Source organism: Dokdonella koreensis DS-123 (assembly GCF_001632775.1).
GTDB lineage: Bacteria > Pseudomonadota > Gammaproteobacteria > Xanthomonadales > Rhodanobacteraceae > Dokdonella > Dokdonella koreensis.
Map to the genome: position 1 here is coordinate 3,153,906 of NZ_CP015249.1, position 19,586 is coordinate 3,173,491.

16 protein-coding genes are annotated in these 19,586 nt (G+C 71.3%); 6 read left to right on the forward strand and 10 right to left on the reverse strand.

Annotated elements, in window-relative coordinates; genetic code table 11:
- Positions 1-43: 43 nt before the first annotated feature.
- A complete protein-coding gene (apbC, locus tag I596_RS12960) occupies positions 44-1,135 on the reverse strand; it encodes an iron-sulfur cluster carrier protein ApbC (RefSeq protein ID WP_067648677.1) in 1,092 nt (363 codons plus the stop codon).
- A 110-nt stretch (positions 1,136-1,245) separates the two neighbouring features.
- On the opposite strand from apbC, the gene metG reads away from it, so the two are divergent.
- Genes metG through nth form a run of 4 tightly spaced genes read left to right on the forward strand, consistent with a single transcriptional unit; the run spans position 1,246 to position 5,214 of the window.
- Positions 1,246-3,381, forward strand: a complete 2,136-nt coding sequence (gene metG, locus I596_RS12965; protein WP_067648681.1) for a methionine--tRNA ligase — start codon at positions 1,246-1,248, stop codon at positions 3,379-3,381.
- Between the two features lie 11 nt (positions 3,382-3,392).
- Positions 3,393-3,941: a hypothetical protein gene (locus I596_RS12970; RefSeq protein ID WP_067648684.1), complete on the forward strand. Its 549-nt coding sequence runs from the start codon at positions 3,393-3,395 to the stop codon at positions 3,939-3,941.
- A complete protein-coding gene (locus I596_RS12975) occupies positions 3,938-4,582 on the forward strand; it encodes an RnfABCDGE type electron transport complex subunit B (protein WP_067648687.1) in 645 nt (214 codons plus the stop codon). Before I596_RS12970 ends, I596_RS12975 begins: the two co-directional genes overlap by 4 nt.
- Complete coding sequence (nth, locus tag I596_RS12980) at positions 4,579-5,214, forward strand: endonuclease III (RefSeq protein ID WP_067648690.1); 636 nt, start codon at positions 4,579-4,581, stop codon at positions 5,212-5,214. Before I596_RS12975 ends, nth begins: the two co-directional genes overlap by 4 nt.
- Before the next feature lie 51 nt (positions 5,215-5,265).
- Here nth and I596_RS12985 read toward each other — a convergent pair whose 3' ends face one another.
- The 5 genes from I596_RS12985 to nudE form a co-directional block, all read right to left on the reverse strand.
- Positions 5,266-6,090: a DUF4097 family beta strand repeat-containing protein gene (locus I596_RS12985; RefSeq protein WP_067648693.1), complete on the reverse strand. Its 825-nt coding sequence runs from the start codon at positions 6,088-6,090 to the stop codon at positions 5,266-5,268.
- A 98-nt stretch (positions 6,091-6,188) separates the two neighbouring features.
- Positions 6,189-7,823 carry a Na+/H+ antiporter gene (locus I596_RS12990; RefSeq protein ID WP_067648696.1) on the reverse strand — a complete coding sequence of 545 codons (1,635 nt, stop codon included), beginning with the start codon at positions 7,821-7,823 and terminating at the stop codon, positions 6,189-6,191.
- A 12-nt stretch (positions 7,824-7,835) separates the two neighbouring features.
- On the reverse strand, positions 7,836-8,630 hold the full coding sequence (gene mazG / locus I596_RS12995; protein WP_067648699.1) for a nucleoside triphosphate pyrophosphohydrolase: 795 nt from the start codon (positions 8,628-8,630) through the stop codon (positions 7,836-7,838).
- 16 nt (positions 8,631-8,646) lie between these two features.
- The gene (cysQ, locus tag I596_RS13000) at positions 8,647-9,456 is read right to left on the reverse strand and encodes a 3'(2'),5'-bisphosphate nucleotidase CysQ (RefSeq protein WP_067648702.1); all 810 of its coding nucleotides are present in this window, start codon (positions 9,454-9,456) and stop codon (positions 8,647-8,649) included.
- Entirely contained in the window at positions 9,447-10,007 is a 561-nt protein-coding gene (nudE, locus tag I596_RS13005) for an ADP compounds hydrolase NudE (protein WP_067651935.1), read from the reverse strand. Before nudE ends, cysQ begins: the two co-directional genes overlap by 10 nt.
- Positions 10,008-10,276: 269 nt before the next feature.
- Between nudE and I596_RS13010 the strand changes: the two genes are divergently transcribed.
- The gene (locus I596_RS13010) at positions 10,277-13,597 is read left to right on the forward strand and encodes a S41 family peptidase (RefSeq protein WP_067648705.1); all 3,321 of its coding nucleotides are present in this window, start codon (positions 10,277-10,279) and stop codon (positions 13,595-13,597) included.
- A 549-nt stretch (positions 13,598-14,146) separates the two neighbouring features.
- Here the strand turns inward: I596_RS13010 and I596_RS13015 are convergent.
- From I596_RS13015 to gatC, 4 genes are all read right to left on the reverse strand, one after another.
- On the reverse strand, positions 14,147-15,082 hold the full coding sequence (locus I596_RS13015) for a carbohydrate kinase family protein (RefSeq protein WP_067648708.1): 936 nt from the start codon (positions 15,080-15,082) through the stop codon (positions 14,147-14,149).
- A gap of 106 nt (positions 15,083-15,188) precedes the next feature.
- Positions 15,189-16,631: an Asp-tRNA(Asn)/Glu-tRNA(Gln) amidotransferase subunit GatB gene (gene gatB, locus I596_RS13020; RefSeq protein ID WP_067648710.1), complete on the reverse strand. Its 1,443-nt coding sequence runs from the start codon at positions 16,629-16,631 to the stop codon at positions 15,189-15,191.
- Entirely contained in the window at positions 16,628-18,052 is a 1,425-nt protein-coding gene (gatA, locus tag I596_RS13025; protein ID WP_067648713.1) for an Asp-tRNA(Asn)/Glu-tRNA(Gln) amidotransferase subunit GatA, read from the reverse strand. Before gatA ends, gatB begins: the two co-directional genes overlap by 4 nt.
- On the reverse strand, positions 18,049-18,336 hold the full coding sequence (gene gatC / locus I596_RS13030) for an Asp-tRNA(Asn)/Glu-tRNA(Gln) amidotransferase subunit GatC (RefSeq protein WP_067648716.1): 288 nt from the start codon (positions 18,334-18,336) through the stop codon (positions 18,049-18,051). The genes gatA and gatC overlap by 4 nt, the downstream gene beginning before the upstream one ends.
- Before the next feature lie 201 nt (positions 18,337-18,537).
- Here gatC and I596_RS13035 point away from each other — a divergent pair, with 201 nt between their 5' ends.
- Positions 18,538-19,584 (forward strand): rod shape-determining protein, encoded by a 1,047-nt coding sequence (locus tag I596_RS13035; protein WP_067648719.1) that lies wholly within the window; start codon positions 18,538-18,540, stop codon positions 19,582-19,584.
- Positions 19,585-19,586: the final 2 nt, after the last annotated feature.

Below are 19,586 nucleotides of genomic sequence, written 5' to 3' on the forward strand. Positions count from 1 at the left end.
TGGCATCGACCGCTGCCCGCGGCCGGGCCGCGGGGCGCCGCCGTCAGCCGTTCTGGACGACGATCTTCGGGAACGCGATCGACTTGTTGCGCGGCCGCAGCGACAGCTGCGCCGCCGCATGGCGCGCGATCGCGCGGTAGCGCGCCGCCAGGTCCGAGTCGGGCAGCGCCACCACCGTCGGCGTGCCGCCGTCGGCCTGTTCACGGATGCGGATGTCCAGCGGCAGGCTGCCGAGCAGCGGCACACCGTACTGCGCGGCCATGCGCTCGCCGCCGCCGGCGCCGAACACGTGTTCCTCGTGCCCGCAGGCCGAACAGACGTGGGTCGCCATGTTCTCGACGATGCCGAGCACCGGCACCTTGACCTTGTCGAACATCTTCAGCGCCTTGCGCGCATCGAGCAGGGCGATGTCCTGTGGCGTGGTGACGATCACCACGCCGGCCACCGGCACACGCTGGCTCAGGGTCAGCTGGATGTCGCCGGTGCCCGGCGGCAGGTCGACGACGAGGTAGTCCAGCTCGCCCCAGCGCGTGTCGCCGAGCAGCTGCTGCAGCGCCTGGGTGACCATCGGGCCGCGCCAGATCATCGGCGTCTCCTCGTCGACCAGCAGGCCGATCGACATCGTCGGCACGCCGTGGCCGCGCGGCGGCTCGATGGTCTTGCCGTCGGGTGATTCGGGCCGGCCGGACACGCCCATCATGCGCGGCTGGCTGGGGCCGTAGATGTCGGCGTCGAGGATGCCGACCGCGGCGCCCTCCGCCTTCAGCGCCAGCGCCAGGTTGGCGGCCACGGTGGACTTGCCGACGCCGCCCTTGCCGGAGGCGACCGCGATGACGTTCTTGACGCCGGTCAGCGGCTTGAGGCCTTCCTGCACCTGGTGCGCGTGCACGCGCGTGCCGATGCCGACCGCGGCCGCGGCGATCGCCGGATCGGCCTCCAGCACGCTGCGCACGCGCTCGGCCAGTTCCGCCTGCCAGGTCGCCGCCGGATAGGCCAGCTGGATGTCGACCGTGACGCGGTCGCCGTCGACGCCGACGCCGCGCAGCGCGCCGGAACCGACCAGGTCGCGCCCGTCGTGCGGATCGACCACGGCGGACAGCAGCTGCTTGACGTACTCGGCGCTCGCGGCGTTCATCGGACGAAAATCCAAAGGAGGGCCGTCATTGTAGCGAAGCGCTTCCGGTGCCGTCCGAAGGCGCGTTCCGGGCATGACATAATTGCAGGTCCGCCACGCCACGCATCCGCATGAGCCGCCAGCTTCTCGTCACCAACGCGCTGCCGTACGCCAACGGCCACCTGCACCTGGGCCACCTGGTCGGCTACATCCAGGCCGACATCTGGGTGCGCGCGCAGCGCATGGCCGGGCACACCGCCCATTTCGTCTGCGCCGACGACGCGCACGGCACGCCGATCATGCTGGCCGCCGAGAAGGCCGGCGTCACGCCGGAAGCGTTCATCCAGCCGATCCAGGCCTCGCACGAGCGCGACTTCGCCGACTTCGGCGTCGCGTTCGACCAGTACCACTCGACCCACACGCCGGAAAACCGCGCGCTGGCCGAGACGATCTACACGCGCCTGCGCAACGGCGGTTTCATCGCCCGCCGCGCGATCCAGCAGTTGTACGACCCGGTCAAGGCGATGTTCCTGCCGGACCGCTACATCCGCGGTGAATGCCCCAACTGCGGCACGCCGGACCAGTACGGCGACAACTGCGAGAACTGCGGCGCCACCTACGCCCCGACCGACCTGCGCAATCCGCGCTCGGTGATGTCGGGCGCGACGCCGGTACTGCGCGAATCGGAGCACTACTTCTTCGAGCTGCCGAAGTTCGAGGCGTTCCTGCGCGACTGGCTGGCCGGTGTGCTGACCGGCGGCACCCCGGTGGCGCACCCGGGCGTGATCGCCAAGCTGCGCGAATGGCTCGACGCCGACGGCGGCCTGCGCGACTGGGACATCTCGCGCGACGCGCCGTACTTCGGCTTCCCGATCCCCGATGCGCCGGGCAAGTACTTCTACGTCTGGCTCGATGCGCCGATCGGCTACCTGGCCAGCTTCAAGGTCCTGTGCGAGCGCACCGGCCTGTCGTTCGACGACTGGCTGCGGCCCGACAGCGCCACCGAGCTGCACCACTTCATCGGCAAGGACATCGTCAACTTCCACGGCCTGTTCTGGCCGGCGATGCTGCAGGGCGCCTCGCTGCGCGTGCCGACCGCGCTGCACGTCAACGGCTACCTGACCGTCAACGGCGCGAAGATGTCCAAATCGCGCGGCACCTTCATCCAGGCGCGCACCTACCTCGACGCCGGCCTCGACCCGGATGCGCTGCGCTACTACTTCGCGGCCAAGTCCTCCGGCGGCGTCGTCGACCTGGACCTCAACCTGGAAGACTTCGCGCAGCGCGTCAATGCCGACCTGGTCGGCAAGTTCGTCAACATCGCCAGCCGCTGCGCGAAGCTGCTGGAGACGCATTTCGACAACCGCCTGATCGCCCCGTTCTGGGTCACCGCGCCGGGCGCGCCGCAGCCGCCGCAGGCCTACGAGGCCAAGGCGATCGAGAACCTCGCGCTGGCGACCGGGCAGCTCGCGCGCGCGGTCGAGCTGTACGACCGCGACGAGTTCAGCAAGGTGGTGGCGGCGGTCATGCAGGTGGCCGACCGCGCCAACGAGTACATCGCCGAAGCCGCACCCTGGGCGGTCGCCAAGGACCCCGCGCGCCGCCACGAGCTGCACGTGATCGTGTCCACCGGCATCAACCTGTTCCGCGCGATCGCCTGCGCGCTCAAGCCGGTGCTGCCGCGGATCGCCGCCGAGGCCGAGCGGTTCCTGGCGCTGCCGGACGGCTTCCGTGGTTTCGGCGACGTCGCCGCCCACCTGGGCGATCACGCGGTCGCCGCCTACCGGCCGCTGGCCACGCGCATCGACCCCAGGCAGGTCGAGGCGATGGTCGCCGCGTCGACCGAGTCGCTGGCCGCACCGGCGGCCCCGTCACCCGCGCCGCCGGCACCGGAGGCGGCAAAGGCCACCGCCGCGACGCCGGACGCCGCCCTGCCGCCGATCGGCATCGACGATTTCGCACGGCTCGACCTGCGCATCGGCAAGGTGCTGGAATGCGCGTTCGTCGAGGGCTCGGACAAGCTGCTGCGCTTCCGCCTCGATGCCGGTCCGCTCGGCGAGCGACAGATCTTCTCGGGCATCCGCGCCGCCTACGGCGAGCCGGAAGCGCTGATCGGGCGCAGCGTGGTGTTCGTGGCCAACCTCGCGCCGCGCAAGATGCGCTTCGGCGTCTCCGAAGGGATGATCCTGTCGGCCGGCAGTGGCGGGGCGGATCTGTTCCTGCTCGACGTCGACGCCGGCGCGCCGCCCGGCGCGCCGGTGCGCTGACCGCAGCGGCCATGCGCTGCGTCGACTGGGCGGCCGAGTATCTCGACGGTCACGTCGTCGTCGCGGTGTTGCGCGCCGAGGGATTCGATGCGCACCTGTTCGACGAGGCGACGGTCCGCCAGGACTGGTTCAAGATCCTCGCCTACGGCGGTTTCCGCGTCATGGTGCCGGCGCGCGAGGCCAACGCCGCCCGCAGCGTGGTGGCGGCCTATCGCGACGGCACCCTGGCGCTCGATCCGGGCCTGGTCGAACACCCCGCCTGCCCGCACTTCGGCGACCTGCACGGCGAGCCCGACCCGCGGCCGCGCCGCCGGCTGTTCCTGGCCTATGGCCTGTGGTCGGCGTTCGGTTTCGCGCTGATCGTCACCGGGCTGGGCGAGGACGCCATCCTGGTGGTCGCGGCGCTGCCGTGGCTGGTCATGCTGCTGGTGCCGTTGCTGCGCCACCTGGCCGTCAGCCGCTACCGCTGCCCGGCCTGTGCGCATGCCTGGCGCGCCGCGCCGACCGCGTTCGTGCGCTTGCGCCAGGCGGCCGAAACGGCCGCGGCCGCAAACCGATGACCGCCGCGGACCCGACCCTGGCCGATCGCATCGACGCCGTGCTGCCGCAGACGCAGTGCACGCGCTGCGGCTATCCGGCCTGCCGTCCGTACGCCGACGCGATCGCGCGCGGCGAGGCGGCGATCAACCAGTGCCCGCCCGGCGGCGCGGCCGGCATCCAGGCGCTGGCGGCGCTGACCGGCCAGCCGGCGCAGCCGCTCGACCCGCGGTACGGGCACGAGGCCGCACCGCTGCTCGCCGTCATCGACGAGGACACCTGCATCGGCTGCACCAAGTGCATCCAGGCCTGCCCGGTCGATGCGATCGTCGGTGCCGCCAAGCGCATGCATACCGTGATCACGGCCGAATGCACGGGCTGCGAGCTGTGCCTGCCACCCTGCCCGGTGGACTGCATCGACCTGGTGCCGGTACGGCCGGCGCCGCTGGCGCGGTCCGAGGTGCTCGCGCGTGCCGCCCATGCGCGGCAGCGCTTCGAGGCGCGCAATGCACGGCCGGCCCGCGAACGCGAAGCGCGCGAAATGCGCCGGTCCCCCGCCGCTGCCGAGCCGGCCGCGGCAGCGGCCCCGATCAGCCGCACTGCCGTGCTCGCGGCGATCGCCCGCGGCAAGGCGCGGCGCGGCGGCGGGTCGACGCCGCCATGAAGCGACCGGACGTCGTCGCGCTGTTCACGCGCCTGCGCGAGCTCAATCCGCACCCGACCACCGAACTGGCCTACACCACGCCGTTCGAGCTGCTGGTCGCGGTGATCCTGTCGGCGCAGGCGACCGACGTCGGCGTCAACAAGGCCACGCGCCGGCTCTACCCGGTGGCCAACACGCCGCAGGCGATCCTCGCGCTCGGCGAGGCCGGGCTCAAGCGCTACATCGCGACGATCGGCCTGTACAACGCCAAGGCCAAGAACATCATCGCCACCTGCGCGATCCTGGTCGAGCGCTACGGCGGCGAAGTGCCGCGCTCGCGCGAGGCGCTCGAGGCGCTGCCCGGCGTCGGCCGCAAGACCGCCAACGTCGTGCTGAACACCGCCTTCGGCGAGCCGACGATCGCGGTCGACACGCACATCTTCCGCGTCGCCAACCGCACGGGACTGGCACCCGGCAAGGACGTGCGCGCGGTGGAGGACAAACTCATGAAGGTGGTGCCGGCCGAATTCCGGCACGACGCCCACCACTGGCTGATCCTGCACGGCCGCTACGTCTGCAAGGCGCGCAAGCCCGACTGCCCGCAGTGCGTGATCCGCGACCTGTGCCGCTGGCCCGACAAGACGCCGGCCTGATCCGCCCGCACGGCACGCGCCGCGCCGGTCGCCGGCGCCGCCGGCTGCCGCTCAGCGGCTCTCGGGCACGCTGACGCGGCCGGAGACGTCGCTGTGGTAGACCGAGCCGCTGCGCTGCGCCTCGACCGTCAGGTCGCCGCGGACGCCGCGCGCGGTGACGTCGCCCGAGCCGATCGAACCGACCGAGACGTTGCCGACGATGTCGCGCACCGTGACATCGCCGGACCCGATGCGCTCGACACGGACGTCGCCGGCGACGTCGGTGAACGCCAGGTCGCCCGAGCCGACCTGGCCGACGCTGACCGGCCCGCTCACGCGCTGGGCCTTTACGTCGCCGGAGCCGGCGGCGCGCAGCTGAAGCGAGCCGATCGTGTCGAGCTCGGCATCGCCGGAGCCGACCTTGACGGCGACCGCGCCGGCGATGCGGCTGGCCTCCAGGTCGCCCGAACCGGAAACGAACGAGAGACCGGCCACGTCGCGGATCTCCGCGTCGCCCGACCCGGCATCGACCTCGACCAGCAGCTGTGCCGGCACCCGCACGGTCAGGTCGATGTAGGCGTAGTTCGAGCCGAACAGGCCGCTCGAGGGCCCGGTGCGCTCGACCCAGAGGCTGGCCCGGTCGCCGCTGCGCGAGTCCTTGATCGCCAGGCCGTCCAGGCCCGCCTGCTCGGAGGCGCAGGCGCGGCCGCGCACCTCGATCCGCGCCAGCCCGGCCACGCCTTCGAGCTTCATGTCGTTGGCCTCCAGCCGGAACGCCGCCGTCTTGAGCCCGGCGGCATCGATGTCCAGCGTGCGTTGCGCGCTGAACGCGCAGGAATCGGCGAACGCCGCGGTCGAGGTGAGCGACAGCAGCACGGAAAGCAGGACTCGCGACATGACCGGTCTCCTCGTGGACGTTGGGATCTTCGATACGCCGGGACCGCCGATGGTTTACACCCGTGGCGAGAAAAAGTCCGCGACCGCCGCCCGGCCGTTCAGCGATAGCGCTCCTCGAGCAGGTCGATCTCGCGTACGAGCTTGCGCGCGCTCTCGTCGGACAGCGCCCGCTCGCGCGCCAGGCGATAGACCGCCTCGCGCTCGGCGCCCAGGCCGGCCAGCCGCAGTTCGCGCTCGACCGCGTCGCCCTTGCGGATGCGGTCGGCCGCCTCGCCGGTCTGCGCCTGGCCGTCGATGCGGCGGCGGTACAGGTCCATCACGCGCGCGGCGGCCTCGGCGTGCAGGTCGGCGTCGGCCTGGCCCTGCGCGAGCCGGTGGCCGGCCGCCTCGACCGCCTGCATCGCCGCCTGCGAGGCGGCCACGCGCGCGCGGTCCTCGTCGGCGTGGTGCTCCGGCTCGGTCGGCAGCTCCAGGTCGCGCAGCAGCCACGGCAGGCCGATGCTGGCCACCAGCAGCGACAGGATGATCACCGCCGTGGCGAGGAAGATCGCCAGGTCGCGCGCCGGGAACGGCGTGCCGTCGGCCAGCACCAGCGGCAGCGTCAGCACGCCGGCCAGCGTGATCGCGCCGCGCACGCCGGCCAGCGAGACCGCCAGGACCAGGCGCAGGCTCGGCCGGCGCACGGCCTCGCCGCGCTGCAGCGCGCGGAACAGCGTGAACTTCAGCGACAGCCAGACCCAGAAGAAGCGCAGCGCCGCCAGCCCCAGGTTGATCGCCAGCACGTAGACCACCAGCCACCACGGCGAGTGGTGGCCGGACTCCTGCACCGATTCGACCGCGCCGGAGAAGATGCGCGGCAGCTGCTCGCCGAGCAGGACGAAGATGATGCCGTTGAGCGCGAACTGCACCGTGTCCCAGACCGCCGTGCGCTGCACGCGCGTGGTGGCCAGCGCGCGGCCGGTCAGCTCCGCGTAGCTCATCGTCACGCCGGCCGCGACCGCGGCCAGGATGCCCGAGCAGCCGGCGTGCTCGGCCAGCTGGTAGGCGCCGAACGGGATCAGCAGGCTGACCAGGATCTGCGAGCCGGCCTCCTCGCCGAAGCGGCGACTGACCGCGTTCTTGGCCAGCGTGACGCCCGCGGTGAAGGCCACACCGATCACCACGCCGCCGATCGCGAGCCACAGGAAGGTCAGTGCGGCATCCGACAGCGAGAACGCGCCGGTGACCGCGGCGGCGACCGCGAAGCGGAAGCAGACCAGGCCGGAGGCGTCGTTGAGCAACGACTCGCCTTCCAGCACGTGCATGATGCGCTTGGGGATCGGCACGCGCGCGGCGATCGCCGAAACGGCGACCGGGTCGGTCGGCGAGACGATCGCCGCCAGCGCGAAGGCGACCGCGATCGGCATCGCCGGGATCATCCAGTGGATCAGGAAGCCCATGCCGACCACGGTGAAGACCACCAGGCCGAGCGCCAGCTCCAGGATCGTGCCCTTGTCGCGGAACAGGCCTTCCTTCGGGATGCGCCAGCCGTCGAGGAACAGCAGCGGCGGCAGGAACAGCAGGAAGAAGATCTCCGGGTCCAGCGTCACGCCGTGGTTGGCCACCGAGGCGATGACCGCGCCGAGCGCGATCTGCACCAGCGGGAGCGGCAGCGGCACCGGCAGCATCCGCACCAGGAAGCCGCTGGCGACCACCGCCAGCAGCATCGCGAGCACGACGGCGATCGTCTCCATCGGAGCGCTCCGTCAGCCGGCCCGCTCTTCGGCCTTGGCGCGGTCCCAGAGCCGCTCCTGCGCATCGAGCGGCGTACCGGCCAGGGCCGAGCCGGCCTCGGCCGCCAGTGCCTCCATGCGGCGGAAGCGGCGCTCGAACTTCGCATTGGCGTGCCGCAGCGCGGTCGAGACGTCCACGCGCGCATGGCGCGCGAGGTTGACGCAGACGAACAGCAGGTCGCCGATCTCGTCGGTCAGCCGCTCGCGGCCGGCGCCGGCCGCGAACTCGGCGCGCACCTCGTCCAGCTCTTCCTGCAGCTTGTCGAGCACCGGCTCGGGTCCGGGCCAGTCGAAGCCGGTCGACGCGGCGCGCTTCTGCAGCTTGGCCGCCCGCTGCCACTCCGGCAGGCCGCGCGCGATGCCGGCCAGCGCGCTGGTATCGGTGTCGCCGTCGGCGGCGCGCTCGCGGCGCTTGATCGCCTCCCACGACGCGGCGACCGCCTGCGCGTCGTCGGCGGCGGCATCGGCGAACACGTGCGGATGCCGCGTGACCATCTTCGCGCAGATCGCCTCGACCACGTCGGCGAACGCGAAATGCCGCGCCTCCTCGGCCATGCGCGCATGGAACACCACCTGCAGCAGCAGGTCGCCCAGCTCGCCGCGCAGGTCGGCGAAGTCGCGCCGGTCGATCGCGTCGGCGACCTCGTAGGCTTCCTCGATCGTGTACGGCGCGATCGTGTCGAAGTCCTGCTCCAGGTCCCAGGGGCAGCCGCCGTCCGGATCGCGCAGGCGCGCCATGATGGTCAGCAGGTCGTCGATCGAACGCATGAAACGGGCCTCGGGCTCAGGAAAAGTCGGATGCGAGCAGCCGCGGCCAGGCCACCGAGCGGTCGCCGCAGGCGATGAAATCGGTGTTCAGCAGCGTCTCGCGCCGGTTGTACGCGAACGGCCGGCCGTCGAAGCCGAGCAGCGCACCGCCGGCTTCCTCCAGCACGATCTGGCCGGCGGCCGTGTCCCATTCGGAGGTCGGCCCCAGGCGTACGTAGAGGTCGGCCGTGCCGTCGGCCACGCGCAGGAACTTCAGCGACGAGCCGAGCGGCAGCAGGTCGTAGTCGCCGACCCGCGCCAGCATCGCGCCGAGCCGGTCGCTGCCGTGCGAGCGGCTGCCGGCGACCACCAGGGGCGCCGCGCGCGCACGCGTCGCGATCCGCCGCGCCGGGCCGGACCGGCCGGCGAGCCAGGCACCGCCGCCGCGCCAGGCAAAGCCGGTCTCGCCGCTGACCGGCACCTGGATGACGCCGAGGATCGGCGCGCCGGCGTCGATCAGCGCGATGTTGACGGTGAACTCGTCGTTGCGCTTGACGAACTCGCGCGTGCCGTCGAGCGGGTCGACCAGCCAGTAGCGCGTCCAGCCGCGCCGGTGCACCCACGGAATGTCGGCGGCCTCCTCCGACAGCACCGGCCAGTCCGGCGTCAGCGCCTGCAGCCCGTCGGCGATGATCCGGTGCGCGGCCAGGTCCGCCGCCGTCAGCGGCGTGTGGTCCTGCTTGTGACGGACCGCGAAATCGCCGTGGTAGACCTCGAGGATGGCCGCCGCCGCCCGGCCCGCCAGCGCGCAGATCGCCGGCGCCAGGGCGTCCAGGCTCAGGGGCATGGCCGATAGCGCCCGGCCAGGTACTCGCGCGCGATGAACAGCGCGGCGATCGAGCGGCCGTCGCTGACTTCCGGATGGCCGATCAGGTCGTGCAGCTCCGACAGCTTCCACGGCACGATGTCCAGCGGCTCGGGCTCGTCGCCGGGAAGGCGCTCCGGATAGAGGTCGCGCGCGATCACGACATGGGTCATCGCGGTCATGTACGACGGCGACAGCGACAGCGTCGCCAGGATGTGCAGGTCGCGCGCGCCGAAGCCGATCTCTTCCTTGAGCTCGCGGTCGGCACCCTGCTCGACCGTCTCGTCCTGGTCCAGCCGGCCCTTGGGCACGCCGATCTCGTAGCGGTCCAGGCCCGCGGCGTACTCGCGCACCAGCAGCACGGTGTCCTCGTCGCGCATCGGCACGATGATGACGGCGCCCAGGCCGCTGCCGCGCAGCCGCTCGAACGTGCGCCGCTCGCCGTTGGAGAACTCCAGGTCCAGTTGCTCGACCCGCAGGAAGCGGCTGCCTTCGACAGGCCGCCGCGCGAGGACGGTGGGAGGTTTGCGCATCCGCGCATTGTACGCATCGCGTCCGGCCGCGCGAGCCGGGACGGCCGCGCGCAGGCCCGGCACGGCCGTCCGCACGCCTCGCTCCCGGCCGGCCGGCGCTGTACCGACGCGGCCGGCGGCGGCGTCCCGCGCGGCGGCGTCCCGCGCGCGGGGCCGGCCTTTCGCTCCCGATGCGCGAGGGCGGCGAGCCGCCTCCGTGACTTCCGGGGCTGGTCGGCGGCCGCCGTTGGCGGTATCGGTCCGCTTCGTCTCGCCGAACCGGAGCTTGCATGTCCCCGCAACGCGCGTTTTCCCTCCTCCTCCTTGCCGGCGCAGCCGCGGTCTCGCTGCCGGCCGCAGCCGATACGCGGCTGTTGCGCTTTCCCGATGTCTGCGGCGAGCGTGTCGTCTTCACCTATGCCGGCGACCTGTGGACCACGTCGGTCCAGGGCGGCACGGCGGTGCGCCTGACAGCCGGCCCCGGCCTGGAGCAGTCCGCGCGCTTCTCGCCCGACTGCTCGCGCGTCGCGTTCACCGGCCAGTACGGCGGCGACGACCAGGTCTACGTGATCGACGCGGCCGGCGGTGAGCCGACGCAGCTCACGTACTACCCGACGATCGGCCCACTGCCGCAACGCTGGGGTTTCGATCACCAGGTCTACGGCTGGACGCCGGACGGCCAGGCAGTGCTGTTCCGCTCCTGGCGCGACTCGATCAACACCTCGCATCCGCAGCTGTACACGATACCGGCCGCCGGCGGCCTGCCGACCGCGCTGCCGATGCCCAGCGCCGGCGTCGGCCGCTATTCGCCGGACGGCACGCGCATCGTCTACTCGCCCAAGTTCCGCGATTTCCGCACCTGGAACCGCTACGTCGGCGGCTGGGCGCAGGACCTGTACATCTACGATTTCGCGGCCAAGTCCGCCAAGAACATCACCAATGATCCCAATACCGACCGCGATCCGGTCTGGATCGGCGAGGCGGTGTACTTCCTCGCCGACCGCGGCGCCTACATGAACCTGTACCGCTACGACGTCGGCAGCGGCCAGACCCGCCAGCTCACCCACTACCAGGGCGCGGACGCGCGCTGGGCCAGCGGCGGCAGCAACGGCCTGATCGCCTACGAGGTCGACGGCACGCTGCACGTCTACGACACCAAGACCGACGAGGATCGCGCGCTGGCGATCACCGTGCCGAGCGACCTGGTGCGCGCCCGCGCCGAGGAACGCAGCGTCAAGGACCGGATCGAGGACTTCGCGCTCAGCGAGAACGGCAAGCGCGCGCTGTTCACCGCGCGCGGCGAGGTCTTCAGCGTGCCGGTGAAGGACGGCATCACGCTGAACCTGACGCACACGCCGGGCCTGCACGAGCGCGAGGCGGCCTGGTCCGCCGACGGCAAGCGCCTGGCCTACGTGTCCGACCAGGACGGCGAGGAGGCGATCTGGGTGCGCAACGCCGACGGCAGCGGCGCGACCAAGCTCACCACCGAGTCGTTCGGCCGGCTGTACGCGCCGCGCTGGTCGCCGGACGGCTCGCGCATCGCCTTCGTCGACAGCGAAAGCCGCCTGCGCGTGGTCGCCACCGCCGGCGGCGGGCCGGCGCCGGTGATCGCCGACGACCCGGGCATCTCGCGGCGCGACTACGCCTGGTCGCCCGGCGGGCACTACCTCGCCTACACGCTGACCGACGCCGGTACCCAGGTCCAGCGCCTGTTCGTCTACGACCTCGCCGCCACGCGCAGCGTCCCGGTCGGCGGTGCCGAGGCGAGCGCCTACGGACCGGCGTTCTCGCCGGACGGCAAGCACCTGTACTTCATCGGGGATCGCGAATGGACGCCGCAGATCTCCAGCGTCGAGTGGAACTTCGCCGCCAACCGCAGTGCCGGCATCTTCGCGCTGGCGCTGCGCAAGGACGGCGCCAATCCGTTCGCGCCGAAGAACGACCGTGCCGACCAGGACGAGGACAAGGACGCCAAGGCGAACGGCAAGGACGAGGAAAAAGGTGCCAAGAAGGACGCCAAGCCCGGTGCGGTCGACGATCGCATCGACTTCGACGGCCTCGACCGCCGCCTGATCCGCGCGCCGATCGAGCCGGACAACATCGGCTGGATCGGACTGACCGGCAAGGCGCTCTACTACGTGACCGGCGACGGCTTCTACTACGGCCGCGAGGGCGCCTACAAGAGCAAGCTCAAGGCCTACGTCTTCGACGAGCGCAAGGAGCAGGACGTGTTCGAGGACGTGCACGGGCTGGCGTTCGCGCCGGCGTCCTCCAGCGTGCTCGTGCAGAGCGGCCAGGCCTACAAGCTGATCGACCTGTCGGCCGGCAAGCCCGAGCCCAAGGACGTCAAGCTGGACGGCCTCTATGCGCGGGTCGACCCGAAGGCCGAGTACGCCGCGATCTTCGGCGAAGTCTGGCGGCGCTACCGCGACCACTTCTACGTGCACAACATGCACGGCTACGACTGGAACGCGATCCGCGCCAAGTACGAGCCGATGCTGGCCTGGGTCGGTGACCGCAGCGACCTCAACTACCTGCTCGGCCAGATGGTGGCCGAGCTCAACGTCGGCCATGCCTACGTCAGCGGCGGCGACTTCCAGCTGCCGCAGCGGCCCAACGTCGGCCTGATCGGCGCGCGCTTCGAGCTGGACGCGGCCAGCGGCCGCTACCGCATCGCCCGGATCCTGGAAGGCAGCAACGACGAGGAGCGCTACCGCTCGCCGCTGACCGAGGTCGGTGTCGACGCCCGCGTCGGCGACTACGTGCTGGCGATCAACGGCCAGCCGCTGGGCGCGACCGACAATCCCTACCGCCTGCTGCGCGTCGCACCCGGCCAGCTGGTGCAGCTGACGCTCAACGCGCGGCCCAACGAGACCGGCGCGCGCACCGTGCTGGTCAAACCGGTCGCCAACGAAATGGACCTCAACTACTACGCCTGGACCCGGCACAACCGGGCCTACGTCGAGAAGGCCAGCGGCGGCACGCTCGGCTACCTGCACATTCCCGACATGGGCCCGGACGGCATCCGCGAGTTCATCAAGGCGTTCTACCCGCAGCTGCGCAAGCAGGGCCTGGTGGTGGACGTGCGCGACAACGGCGGCGGCAACGTCTCGGCGATGATCATCGAACGGCTGGCGCGCAAGCCGCTGGGCCTGGGCTACGGCCGCGGCTTCGAGACCACCGGCACCTACCCGCAGCAGACCTTCCTCGGCCACCTGGCCGCGTTGTGCAACGGCACGACCGCCTCGGACGGCGACATCTTCTCGTACATGTTCAAGCGCGCCAAGCTCGGCCCGCTGATCGGCGAACGCACCTGGGGCGGCGTGGTCGGCATCAGCGACTGGGGCCCGCTGATCGACGGCGGCCAGGTCAGCGTGCCGCAGTTCGCCACGGCCAGTGTCGAGGGTACGTACGTGATCGAGGGCGAGGGCGTCGAGCCGGACATCGCGGTCGAGAACGACGTCGCCGCCCAGCTCGGCGGCCGCGACCCGCAGCTCGACCGCGCGATCGACGAACTCAAGAAGGCGATCGCCGCGGCTCCGGTCGGCCTGCCGCCGCGCCCGGCCGATCCGGTCAAGACACCCGACGCGCCGAAGGGACTCGGCCGCTGAGGCCCTGACGAGGCGGCCGGCGTAGGGCCGGTCGCCTCAGCGCGCGAGGATGGACTCGTCTTTTCGCGTCTGCGGGATTACGCGGTTTCGATTCCTGCCCGGCTCCGGCTTTTGCCTTCGAGCGATCTGAAGCGCTTGGGCTTCGATGTCGATGCCGGTCTTGACCTTGCCCTTTTCGGGCCGGGGCATCCTCAGAAAAAACTCAAGCGGACATCTTTAGGAGCAAGAGCTTCCGCTCGCTCCGCGAGCGGGTGACTTTTTTCTTGGAAATAGTCACCAAAACCGCCTGCGCTGACGCGAGCCGACGCGGCTGCGCCGCGCCGGTCCCCTGCGCTTCTCGGCCAGCCAGGCGCGCTGCCCCAACGCGCTTCGCTCAGACACGGGGCAGCTCTCCGGCCTGGCCGGCCTGCGATGCTCGGCTCGCTTTGGGCGCTCCGACGGCAAAGACGGAAAGCCAAGGCAAAAGCGAAAGCCAGAGCATACGACGCGCACAAGATCGGTCGCAGGTCGCTTCCTGCGGATCGCCAAAGCGCCCGGAAACCCGGCCGGTCAGTCCAGTGCGTAGCCGAACTGCTGGCGGAACTGGTCGGCGAACTCGCCGTAGGTGAAGCGCTGGTTCTGCGTGCCGGGGTGCTCGACCTTCAGCGCGCCCATCAGCGAGGCCATGCGGCCGACGGTCGGCCAGTCCAGGCCCTGCATGATCCCGTGGATCAGGCCGGCGCGGTAGGCGTCGCCGCAGCCGGTCGGATCGGAGACACGGCGCTCGTGCGCCGGCGGGATCTCGTAGGTCTCGCCGCGAGCGTGGATCAGCGAGCCGCGCGGGCCGCGCGTGACGATGTAGGCCTCGACCCGCTCGGCGATCTGCGCCGGCGTCCAGCCGGTGTTGACCTCCAGCAGCTGCGACTCGTAGTCGTTGACGGTGACGTACTGCGCCTGCTCGATGAACGCGCGGAACTCCGCGCCGTTGAACAGCGGCATCGCCTGGCCGGGATCGAAGATGAAGGGAATGCCGCGCTCGGCGAACTCCTGCGCGTGCTGGAGCATCGCCTCGCGGCCGTCCGGTGCGACGATGCCGAACGTCGCCTCCGGCACGTCGCGCACGTGGTTCTCGTACGAGCGCATCATCGCGCCGGGATGGAAGGCGGTGATCTGGTTGTCGTCCAGGTCGGTCGTGATGAACGCCTGCGCGGTGTAGAGGTCGTCCAGCGTCGAGACGTAGCGCATGTCGATGCCGCAGCGCGTGAAATGCTCGTGGTACGGGCCGAAATCCTGCCCGACCGTCGCCATCGGCAGCGGCGCGGCGCCGAGCAGCTTGAGGTTGTAGGCGATGTTGCCGGCGCAGCCGCCGAACTCGCGCCGCATGCGCGGCACCAGGAACGACACGTTGAGGATGTGGACCTGGTCGGGAAGGATGTGATTCTTGAACTGGTCCTGGAACACCATGATGGTGTCGTACGCGAGCGAACCGCAGATCAGTGCTGACATGAACGGTGTTTTCCTTCCCCGGATGGCGTGAACGAATGCAGGCGTCCGCGCCGGCGGCGCGGACAAACGGCGCGATTGTCGCAGATCGGGCCGCCCGGTGGCGGCGTCAGGCCGGTCCGGCCAGCCGCTCGCGCAGCAGCGCGTTGAGCCGCTGCGGATGGGCCTTGCCACCGGTCGCCTTCATGACCTGGCCGACCAGGAAGCCGAGCACCTTGTCCTGCCCGGCCCGGACCTGGGCGGCCTGCGCCGGATGCGCGGCGATCACCGCGTCGATCGCGGCCAGCAGCGCACCCTCGTCGCTGATCTGCACCAGGCCGCGCGCGGCGATGACGGCATCGGCGTCGCCCTCGCCGGCCACCATCGCGGCGAACACGTCCTTGGCCTGCTTGCCGGAAATGACGCCCTCGCGCAGCCGGCGCAGCAGCAGCGCCAGCGCCGCCGGCGCCAGCGGTGCGTGCTCGATCGGCGTGGCCGCGGCATTGAGTGCGGCGGCCAGCTCGCCGAGCACCCAGTTGGCGGCGAGCTTGGCCTCGCCCGGCAGCGCCGCCAGCAGCGCCTCGAAGTAGTCCGACGTCGCCCGGTCGGCGCACAGCTGGCCGGCGTCCTGGGCCGGCAGGCCCAGCACCTCGACATAGCGCTGCCAGCGCGCGTCCGGCAGTTCCGGCAGCGCGGCGCGCACCGTGGCGACCAGCGCCTCGGGGATCGCCAGCGGCGGCAGGTCCGGATCGGGGAAGTAGCGGTAGTCGTCGGCCGACTCCTTGCTGCGCATCGGCCGCGTGCGGTCGTGCGCGGCGTCGTAGAGCCGCGTTTCCTGGACGATCGCCTCGCCGTTCTCGAGCGCGCGGATCTGCCGCTCGATCTCGTAGGCGATCGCCTTCTCGACGAAGCGGAACGAATTGACGTTCTTGATCTCGGTACGCGTGCCGAGCGGCGCATCGGCCGAGCGGCGCACCGAGACGTTGGCGTCGCAGCGGAACGAGCCTTCCTGCATGTTGCCGTCGCAGATGCCCAGCCAGCGCACCAGGCGATGCATCGTGCGCAGGTAGGCCACCGCCTCGGCCGGCGAGTGCAGCACCGGCGCCGAGACGATCTCCAGCAGCGGCACGCCGGCCCGGTTGAGGTCGATGCCGGTCTGCACCGGGAACGCATCGTGCAGCGACTTGCCGGCATCCTCTTCCAGGTGCGCGCGCTCGATCCGCACGGAAAGCGTGCGTCCGTCGTCCAGCCGCACCTGCAGGCGCCCCTCGCCGACCACCGGCTGCTCGTACTGGCTGATCTGGTAGCCCTTGGGCAGGTCCGGGTAGAAGTAGTTCTTGCGCGCGAACACCGAGCGCGGCGCGATCGCGGCATCGATCGCCAGGCCGAGCGCCACCGCCATGCGCACCGCTTCGGCATTGGCGCTGGGCAGGGTGCCGGGCAGGCCCACATCGATCATCGACGCCTGGCTGTTGGGTTCGGCGCCGTAGGCGGCCGATGCGCCCGAGAACAGCTTGCTGCGCGTGGCCAGCTGGGCGTGGATCTCCAGGCCGATCACCGGCTGCCAGCTCATGGCTTGCCTCCCGGGCGCTGCCGGTGCCAGTCGGTCGCCTGCTGGAAGCGGTGGGCGGCGGCCAGCAGGCGCGCCTCGGCGAACGCCGGCGCGATCAGCTGCAGGCCCACCGGCAGGCCGGCGTGGAAGCCGGCCGGGATCGAGACCGCCGGCAGGCCGGCCAGGTTGACCGCGACCGTGTTGATGTCGGCGGCGATCATCGCCAGCGGATCGGCGTGCTTCTCGCCGAGGCCGAACGCCACGGTCGGTGCCGTCGGCCCGGCGATCAGGTCGACCGCCGCGAACGCCGCGTCGAAATCGCCGGCGATCAGCCGGCGTACCTTCTGCGCGCGCAGGTAGTAGGCATCGTAGTAGCCGGCCGACAGCGCGAACGTGCCGATCAGGATGCGCCGGCGCACCTCGGCGCCGAAGCCCTCGGCGCGGCTGCGCGTGTAGAGGTCCTCCAGGCTGCGGGGATTCGCGCAGCGATGGCCGAAGCGCACGCCGTCGTAGCGCGACAGGTTGCTGGACGCCTCGGCCGGCGCGATCACGTAGTAGGCCGGGATCGCCAGGTGCGCATGCGGCAGGTCGATCTCGACCAGCCGCGCGCCGAGCCGCTCGTACTCGGCCAGCGCCGCGCGCACGGTCGCCGCCACGCCGTCCTCGACGCCCGCGCCGAAGTACGGCCGGGCGGTGCCGATGCGCAGGCCGGCCAGCGGTGCGTCGAGCGCGCCGGCGTAGTCCTCGGCCGGACGGTCGGCGCTGGTGGCGTCGCGCACATCGTGGCCGGCGATCGCGCCGAGCACGTACGCGCAGTCCTCGGCGCTGCGCGCCAGCACGCCGGGGCAGTCCAGGCTGGAGGCATAGGCCACCAGGCCCCAGCGCGAGACGCGGCCGTAGGTCGGTTTCAGGCCGGTCACGCCGCAGAACGCGGCCGGCTGGCGCACCGAGCCGCCGGTGTCGCTGCCGGTGGCGAACGGCACGATGCCGGCGGCGACCGCCGCCGCCGAGCCGCCGGACGAGCCGCCCGGCACGCGCGTGGCGTCCCAGGGGTTGCGCACCACGCCGTAGTGGCTGTTCTCGTTCGACGAGCCCATCGCGAACTCGTCGAGGTTGGTCTTGCCGATCGAGACCGCGCCGGCCGCGCGCAGGCGCTCGCCGACCGCCGATTCGTACGGCGGCACGAAGCCCTCGAGCATGCGCGAGGCGCAGGTGGTGCGCAGGCCCTGCGTGCAGAAGTTGTCCTTCTGCGCGAACGGGATGCCAGCCAGCGGACCGGCCACCGGCGCCGGCGTGCGTGGGTCCGGGCTGATGAACGCGTTGAGCGCGGCGGCCGCGGTGGCGCGGCGGCGCGCCTCGTCCGCGAGGTCCGCCGCCGCGAGGCGGCCTTCGGCCAGCGCCTGCACGCAGGCACGCACACCGTGGTCGAGCGGATGGCTCATTCGATGACCTTGGGAACCAGGTACAGATCCATGCGTGCCTCCGGCGCCAGTGCCAGCAGGGCCTCGCGCGCGTCGCCCTCGGTGACCGCATCGGGCCGTGCCGCCAGGGCCAGGCCGAGCGGATGCGCCATCGGTTCCACCGCGTCGACTGCCGCGTCCTGCAGCTCGCCGACGCGGTCGAGCATGCGCGCGATGGCGGTGCCGAGCGGGGCGATCTCGTCGTCGGCCAGCGCCAGGCGAGCAAGCCGGGCACAGCGCCGCAGGTGGTCGGCGTCGAAGGACATGGCCGTGGAACTCGCGGGAAATGGCAAAACCTTAACATATTGCAGCGCAGCGAAGTGCCGGCCAACTTCATGCCCGCTCCGCAGACGCTCACGTAAACCTTGGCGCCACAAGGCTTTATTAACGCAATCGCTCCTTGCCTGCACCCGGACTACTGTCTAGACTGATCTGCTTTTCCGCCCCTCCAATCCCGGCCCTCTTCAATGTTCAAACGCGTTCGTGGAATGTTTTCCAACGATCTGTCGATCGACCTCGGCACCGCCAACACCCTCATCTACGTCCGCGGACAGGGCATCGTGCTCGACGAACCCTCGGTGGTCGCGATCCGCCAGGACCGCGGACCGGGCGGCCCGCGCAGCGTCGCGGCGGTCGGCACCGAAGCCAAGCGCATGCTCGGCCGCACGCCCGGCAACATCGTCACGGTGCGACCGCTCAAGGACGGCGTGATTGCCGACTTCTCGATGACCGAGGAGATGCTCAAGCAGTTCATCAAGCGCGCGCACAAGTCGCGCCTGTTCCGCCCGAGCCCGCGCGTGCTGGTCTGCGTGCCGTGCGGCTCGACCCAGGTCGAGCGCCGGGCGATCAAGGAATCGGCCGAGAGTGCCGGTGCACGCGACGTGTTCCTGGTCGAGGAACCGATGGCCGCCGCGATCGGCGCCGGCATCCCGGTCGGCGAAGCGCGCGGCTCGATGGTGCTGGACATCGGCGGCGGCACCTCGGAAGTCGCGGTGATCTCGCTCAACGGCATCGTCTACGCGCAATCGGTACGCATCGGCGGCGACCGCTTCGACGAGGCGATCATCAACTACGTGCGCCGCAACCACGGCACGCTGATCGGCGAGGCCACGGCCGAGCGGATCAAGATGGAGGTCGGCTGCGCCTACCCGCAATCGGAAGTGCGCGAGATCGAGGTCTCCGGACGCAACCTCGCCGAGGGCGTGCCGCGCATGTTCACGATCAATTCCAACGAGATCCTCGAAGCGCTGCACGAGCCGCTGGCCGGCATCGTCAGCGCGGTCAAGAGCGCGCTCGAGCAGACGCCGCCGGAACTGTGCTCGGACGTGGCCGAGCGCGGCATCGTCCTGACCGGCGGCGGCGCCCTGCTGCGCGACCTCGACCGCCTGATCTCGGAAGAGACCGGCCTGCACGTGTTCGTCGCCGACAACCCGCTGACCTGCGTGGCCCGCGGCGGCGGCCGCGCCCTGGAAATGGTCGACCAGCACGGCGGCGACTTCTTCGCGCCGGAATGAAC